We start from the raw sequence: 6550 nt of genomic DNA, 5'->3' as shown, positions 1-6550 counted from the left end.
GCCGGCGCCGGCGCCGGCGCCGACCCGCCCCCGGTCACCCTCCTCACCTCGACGCTGGCGCGCGCGCGGCAGACCGCCGACATCGTGGCCGCCGGGCTGGCCCTCCCGCCGGCCGGCTGCGACGCCGACTGGCGGCTTAATGAGCGCAATTACGGCGCCCTGACCGGCCGATCCAAGGACGATGTGCGGGCGGAGTTCGGCGAGGAACAGTTCGTGGCCTGGCGCCGCTCCGTCGACGCGGCCCCGCCGCCGATGAGTGACGCTCTCTACGACGAATTCGCCCGCTCGGCCCTGTTCCGCGGCCTGCCGCCGGCGGCCCTGACCCGCACCGAGGCGTTGAGCGAGGTGATCGAGCGGGTCGGCGCCGTCCTCGAAGAGCGAGTCGACCCGCTGCTGGCCCGCGGCCAGACGGTGCTCGTGATCGCGCACGGCAACTCGCTGCGCGCCCTGTGCGCGGTTCTCGACGGCCTGGACGACCAGCAGATCCGCGACCTGAACCTGCCCACCGGGCATCCGCTGGTCTACCGGTTCGACTCCGCCGACCGGCCCAACCCGGCCGGCGGCCGGTATCTCGACGCCGTGACCGCGCTGGCGGCGGCGGTCAGGCTCGCGAGCGAGGGCGGAACCTAGCGCGCTGCAGGCTCGTCCGTCCCGAGGGGATCCCCGCTCGCGCCGCCTCCCGGGCGCGCGCTGCCTGAGGCGCGGAGCGCCAGGAGGCGGCAGACCGTCGCGACCGCCCGCTCGAGGTTCCTCGGGCCGTCCCGAAGCGCCTGCGACAGGTCGCTGATCCCCGCCACGATCGGCACCAGAACGCTGAACCCGTGGTCGTACAGCGCCTCGGCGCCGTCGCCGATCCGGCCGGCGAACGCGATCACCGGCACATCCGCACGTGCGGCGACCTCGGCCACCCCGAGCGGGGCCTTGCCGCGGAGGGTCTGGGCATCGACGCTGCCCTCGCCGGTGAAGACGTAGTCCGCCCCGTCCAGACGCACGGCGAGGCCGGCCGCCTGCATCACCACCTCGATGCCGCGCCGCATCCGGCAGTCGAAGCAGCCCAGGAAGGCCGCGCCGAGACCGCCCGCCGCGCCGGCCCCGGACTCCCCGGCGACGTCGTATCCGGTGGTCTCGGCCAGCACCCGGGCGTAGACGGTGAGGGCCGCGTCGAGTTCGCGCACCATCACCTCGTCCGCGCCCTTCTGCGGGCCGAAGACGGCGGCGGCCCCCTCCGCGCCGAGCAGCGGGTTGGTCACGTCGCTCGCGATCTCGAACGTCGCGTCGAACAGGCGCGGGTCGAATCCGGCCAGGTCGATCCGGGCCAGCCGTGCCAGGGCGGCGCCCCCGCCGGGAAGGTCCCGGCCGTTTGCGTCGAGCAGACGCGCGCCGAGGGCGTGCAGCATCCCGGCGCCGCCGTCGGTGGTCGCCGATCCGCCCAGCCCGATCACGAACCGGCGGGCGCCCCGGTCCAGCGCATCGGTGATCAGCTGCCCCACGCCGAAGGTACTGGCGTTCCGCGGGTCGCGGTCGGCCGGGTCGATGAGCTGGATGCCCGCGGCCGCCGCGATCTCGATGATCGCCAGCCGTTCGTCGGCGACGTAGCCGTACCGGGCGACCCTCGGCCGGCCGAGCGCATCCAGGGCCTTCGCCACGATCAGGGCGCCGCCACGGGCGGCGACGAGCGCGTCAACGGTCCCCTCGCCGCCGTCCGCCATCGGCAGACCCACACACTCGGCGTCGGGGAACACGGTCCGGATGCCCCGTTCCATGGCGGCGACGGCCTCGGCCGCGGACATGGACTCCTTGAACGAGTCGGGGGCCAGAACGAACTTCATGAAACGATCCTCCCGGTCACGGATGCCCGCCGCAAACCGGACCGGGCGGCGGCGCGGCGCGTAGGCTCGAATCCATGCGATTCGGACTCTTCATACCCCAGGGCTGGCGTCACGATCTGGTCGGCATCGACCCGGCCGAGCAGTGGGCCGCCATGAGCGGCCTCGCGGCGCACGCCGACGCTGGCGACTGGGAGTCGATCTGGGTGTACGACCACTTCCACACCGTGCCGGTGCCCAGCGAAGAGGCCACCCACGAAGCCTGGACCCTGATGAGCGCGTTCGCCGCGACCACCTCCCGGGTTCGACTCGGCCAGATGTGCACCTGCATCAGCTACCGCAATCCCGCCTACCTGGCGAAGGTGGCCTCGACCATCGACATCATCTCCGGCGGACGGGTCGAGATGGGCATCGGCGCCGGCTGGTACGAGCACGAGTGGCGCGCCTATGGCTACGGCTTCCCGCGCGCCGGCGAGCGCCTGGCCCGCCTCGACGAGGGTGTGCAGATCATGCGCCAGGCCTGGACGACCGGGAAGGCCACCCTCGACGGGCAGCACTATCAGGTGGACGGCGCCATCGTGCGGCCGCTCCCGCTGCAGGACGGCGGCATCCCGATCTGGATCGCCGGCGGCGGCGAGAAGGTCACCCTGAAGATCGCGGCGAAGTACGCGGACTACACCAACTTCGACGGCTCGCCCGAGGGTTTCACGCACAAGAGCGACCTGCTCCAGGCGCACTGCGCCGCCGTCGGCACCGACTTCGACGCGATCACCCGCTCCGCGAACTACAACACCGTGATCGGGGCCACCGAGGCCGAGGTCGCCGAGCGTCTCGACGCCATCCAGGCCCGGGTCACGCCCTACCTCGGCGAGTCCCGCGCGGAGGAGTTCATGGCCGAGTACCGCAGCGGCACCGCCCAGGGCGTCGGCACGCCCGAGCAGGTCGCCCGGCGCCTGCAGGGCATGAAGGAGCGTGGCCTCGGCTACGCCATCCACTACTTCCCCGAGGCGGCCTACGACCGCTCCGGCATCGAGCTGTTCGAGCGCGAGGTCATGCCCGCGCTGCGCTAGCCGTTCTTCCCACGGCGTCCGCCCGTCCGCCCGTCCGCCCAACGAATTCGCCGCTTCCGGTCGAGTTCGACCGGCACACCACTCGAACTCGACCGCAACTGTCGAACTCGGCGCATCAGAGCGCGAGGATGGAACCCATGAGCACCATCAGGAACAGCAACACCAGCAACACCGGCAACACCGGCAACACCGGCAACTCCAACAACACCGGCGACGCCGGGCATCCGTCGCCGACGATCGGCGCACCGGCAAGCGCCACCGCAAGCGCCACCGCCCGCATCGCCTGGCAGGAGTCCGGGCATCCCCGGTCGGCCCTGTGGCGCTCGGAGAGCGGCTGGGCCCCGTTGAAACGCGTCGTGATCGCCGACGACACGATGACCGCGGATGCCGCCTACCGCCTCGCGCAGAACGGCACCGGCATGCTCTGGCGCGGCGACTTCCTGGGCGCCCGCCAGTTGCTCAGCGCCCTCGGCCGCCGGGTCGACCGCGGCCGGCAGACGCCCGCGACCGACCTGGCCTCCGCGTTCCGACGCTACCGGTCGGAGGCCCTGCGCCGCGCGCAGTTGCTGGCCCTGGTCCTGGTCCCGTTGGACGCCGACTACACGGTGCCGCTGCGCCGCGCCCCCGATGTGCGGCAGGCCTGCACCGAGACCTACGGTCCGGCCACGGATGCCTCGGTGACCCCCCTGCGCGAGCTGCTCGGCGTGATCGGGGCGCATGAGTGGCGCACGACCGGCGTCGACGTCCCCGCGCTCGGTGCGCGCATCCACCCCCACTACGGCGTCTTCTCCCCCGTGCGCGGCGAATACCTCGACCTGGTGAACACGGCCCCGCTCCCGGACGCCGCCGCCGGCCCCACCGGCACCGCGTTCGACATCGGCACCGGTACCGGCGTGCTCGCGGCCGTGCTCGCGCGCCGCGGCATCGCTCACGTGGTCGGCACCGACCAGGAGCCGAGGGCCCTGGCCTGCGCGCGTGAGAACATAACCCGGCTCGGGCTGGCCGGTTCGGTCGACATCGTCGAAGCCGACCTGTTCCCCGCCGGGCGCGCCGACCTGGTGGTCTGCAACCCGCCGTGGATCCCCGCCTCGGCCGTCACCGCCACCGACTTCGCCGTCTACGACCCGGACAGCCGGATGCTGCGGGGTTTCCTGGCCGGACTGGCAGACCACCTCGCGCCCGCCGGCGAGGGCTGGCTCGTCCTCTCCGACATCGCCGAGCACCTGGGCCTCCGCTCCCGCGGCGCCCTGCTCGACCTGATCGAGGACGCCGGCCTGGCGGTCGTGGCCCGGCTGGACACCAAGCCGGTGCACCGCCGCGCCGCCGACACGGCCGACCCCCTGCACGCGGCCCGGTCGAAGGAAACGACCTCGCTCTGGCGGCTGACGGCGGCCTCCCCGACGGATTCCTGACCCGACTCAGCTGCTTGATCTGCTTGAGTCAGCTGAGCGGATGCGCGGCAGCGCCGCCCGCATCCGTGCCCGTGCCTGCGCTCGTTGCCGTTGCCGTTCCCTTGCCCGCGGCCAGACGCCAGCGGGACCAGGGCCAGACGCCGTCCATCTCCACCTCGAGCGAGAAGCTGAGCAGCACCCGGATCACCACGATGGCGCCCAGCACCAGCACGCTCTGCGGGGTCGGATCGACGAGGATCGTGCGGATGATGTCGGCGATGATCAGCACCTCGAGGCCGAGCAGGATGGCCCGGCCGAGGTTGCGGCGCAGCCCGGTGTAGGCGCCCGGCCGGGTGTCGGCCCGCAGCACCGCCGGCACCGCGGCGATGACCGCGGCCGCACCACCGAGCACCATGATGGCCGCACCGGCAGCCTCGACGACCCGGATGACCACGGCGATCACCTGCTCAAAGTCCATCGGCCGCGCTCCTCGCTGTGTGGTTGTTGTGACGATACCGCGCGCCGGTCGGGCCTGTCGACATCGGCGGCTGCCGATCCATCGCCCGGCAGCGACGGCGCAGCGCCGCCGCATCCGTCATGCCCGAACTCAAACGCCGCAACCGGGCCCGAGAGTCGCCGTCGCCACCCAGCGTCGCCGTCGGGACGGCGTCATTCGGCGCAATCGGCGACACTCGCCACGGGACGTCCGCACCGAACGGTGATTTTCGTCGCGGTGATGCCGGCAAAGCGGCGATTCGTTGCGAGAAGTCGCAAGAAAACACCGGCCAGCTCCCGATACTCTGGACGATGGCGCCGATGCTGGCGCCGCCGCACCATCACCAAAGCCGCGACCGCGGCACTCACGAAGGACGGGAGGTTCCCATGTCGAATTATGTTGCGCAAGACGCACTGGTCGGAGAGCCCGAGGTTCTCGAGGATGTCGCCACCCACCCGGCCTGGCTCCGCCTCAAGTCCGCCGCCACGGCGCTCCAGGCCGGCCAGGTTCAGGACGGCTCGATCCCGAACGCCGACGCCCACACGGATGCCGAGGCCCACGTCGACGTGATCATCGCGGCCATCGACGAACTCACGCCGCTGTTCCCGCACGACGCCGCCTACCTCGCGGCCTCGGTCCGGGACTTCGAGCGCTGGCGCAGCGAGGGCTTCGGCCTGCCGGACTTCTACGACTCCCTGATGGCGTTCCAGCCGCAGCAGCACCGGGCCGACGGCATCCGTCACCTGGTCGTGTTCCCGATGTACACGCAGAACGGCAGCTCGAACCGGCTGGTCGAGGCCGTGCTGATCGAGGTCATCTGGCCGGAATTCATCGACGAGCTGGAGCAGGAATACACCAACAAACTGTTCGTGCCGATTCGGTTCCTCGATTTCACGCCCGGCTACGACACCAACTCGGCCGTCCTGTTCCCCGAGACGGTCGCGATGCGCGAGATTCCCACCTTCACCTGGGGTGCGATTTTCGCCGACCGCGAGGCTGCCCGGTTCCGCCGGGTCGTGCGCGCGGCCGCCGAGATCACGCGACTCGAACTGCCGGAGGACGCCGCCGCGCTGCTCGACGACCAGCACCTGACCGAGGAAATGTTCGTCATGTGGGACCTCATCCACGACCGCACGCACATGCGCGGCGACCTGCCGTTCGACCCGTTCATGATCAAGCAGCGGATGCCGTTCTTTCTCTACTCCCTCGAGGAGCTGCGCTGCGACCTGACCGCGTTCCGCGAATCGGTCACGATCGAACGGGACGAGAGCGCCAGCCCGGAGGCGCGCCGGCACGCGAAACTGGTGCAGTACGGCGTGATCTTCGACCGGATCTTCCGGTTCTCGATCACCGGCAGCCGGGTGCGCAACTACGACGGCCTCGGAGGTCAACTGTTGTTCGCGTGGATGCATCAGCACCACGTGCTGCACTGGACCGACACGGCCCTCACCTTCGACTGGGACGGTGTCCCCGACGTGGTGATCGCGCTCGGCAAGCAGATCGACGACCTCTACTGGGCGTCGATCGACCGGCCGAAGAAGTCGCACTGGCTGGCCGCCTACGACATGATCGCGAAGACCCTCACGCCCAACCCGGCGTCGCAGTGGTCCCGCGGTCTGCCGCTGGAGGTGCTCGCCGGCTCGCCGAAGGGGTACACCGACCTGGTCCTGGACGACGAGTTCCCGCTGTCGATGTTCTTCGAGGCGCTCGACAAGAAGATGAAGTCCGTGATCGAGTCGACGGCCGGGCTCACCGGGCGTGACTGAC

General features: G+C 71.2%; 6 protein-coding genes. 4 read left to right on the top strand and 2 right to left on the bottom strand.

Annotation, left to right across the window (positions count from 1 at the left end; all coding sequences use genetic code 11):
- Positions 1-630 (top strand): 2,3-bisphosphoglycerate-dependent phosphoglycerate mutase (locus E3T24_RS12800; protein ID WP_134434685.1); only part of this gene is annotated, 630 nt, incomplete at its 5' end.
- Here the strand turns inward: E3T24_RS12800 and E3T24_RS12795 are convergent.
- Positions 627-1829 carry a glycerate kinase gene (locus E3T24_RS12795; protein WP_134367790.1) on the bottom strand — a complete coding sequence of 401 codons (1203 nt, stop codon included), beginning with the start codon at positions 1827-1829 and terminating at the stop codon, positions 627-629. The genes E3T24_RS12800 and E3T24_RS12795 overlap by 4 nt on opposite strands.
- A gap of 74 nt (positions 1830-1903) precedes the next feature.
- Between E3T24_RS12795 and E3T24_RS12790 the strand changes: the two genes are divergently transcribed.
- A complete protein-coding gene (locus E3T24_RS12790) occupies positions 1904-2896 on the top strand; it encodes an LLM class F420-dependent oxidoreductase (protein WP_134367792.1) in 993 nt (330 codons plus the stop codon).
- Between the two features lie 137 nt (positions 2897-3033).
- Entirely contained in the window at positions 3034-4308 is a 1275-nt protein-coding gene (locus E3T24_RS12785; RefSeq protein WP_134405976.1) for a class I SAM-dependent methyltransferase, read from the top strand.
- Between the two features lie 28 nt (positions 4309-4336).
- Here the strand turns inward: E3T24_RS12785 and E3T24_RS12780 are convergent, their stop codons facing one another.
- Entirely contained in the window at positions 4337-4765 is a 429-nt protein-coding gene (locus E3T24_RS12780; protein WP_134367795.1) for a DUF1622 domain-containing protein, read from the bottom strand.
- A 404-nt stretch (positions 4766-5169) separates the two neighbouring features.
- Here E3T24_RS12780 and E3T24_RS12775 point away from each other — a divergent pair, with 404 nt between their 5' ends.
- On the top strand, positions 5170-6549 hold the full coding sequence (locus E3T24_RS12775) for a DUF6421 family protein (RefSeq protein ID WP_134367797.1): 1380 nt from the start codon (positions 5170-5172) through the stop codon (positions 6547-6549).
- The last annotated feature ends 1 nt before the right edge of the window (position 6550 follow it).

It is taken from the genome of Cryobacterium sp. TmT2-59 (genome assembly GCF_004403545.1).
Lineage (GTDB): Bacteria > Actinomycetota > Actinomycetes > Actinomycetales > Microbacteriaceae > Cryobacterium > Cryobacterium shii.
This window is presented reverse-complemented; position numbering and strand designations above follow the sequence as displayed.

What these genes read in the sequence shown, in the direction of transcription:
- E3T24_RS12795 (WP_134367790.1), bottom strand. Translation starts at nt 1,829, where the DNA reads ATGAAGTTCGTTCTGGCCCCCGACTCGTTCAAGGAGTCCATGTCCGCG.
- E3T24_RS12790 (WP_134367792.1), top strand. Translation starts at nt 1,904, where the DNA reads ATGCGATTCGGACTCTTCATACCCCAGGGCTGGCGTCACGATCTGGTC.
- E3T24_RS12785 (WP_134405976.1), top strand. Translation starts at nt 3,034, where the DNA reads ATGAGCACCATCAGGAACAGCAACACCAGCAACACCGGCAACACCGGC.
- E3T24_RS12780 (WP_134367795.1), bottom strand. Translation starts at nt 4,765, where the DNA reads ATGGACTTTGAGCAGGTGATCGCCGTGGTCATCCGGGTCGTCGAGGCT.
- E3T24_RS12775 (WP_134367797.1), top strand. Translation starts at nt 5,170, where the DNA reads ATGTCGAATTATGTTGCGCAAGACGCACTGGTCGGAGAGCCCGAGGTT.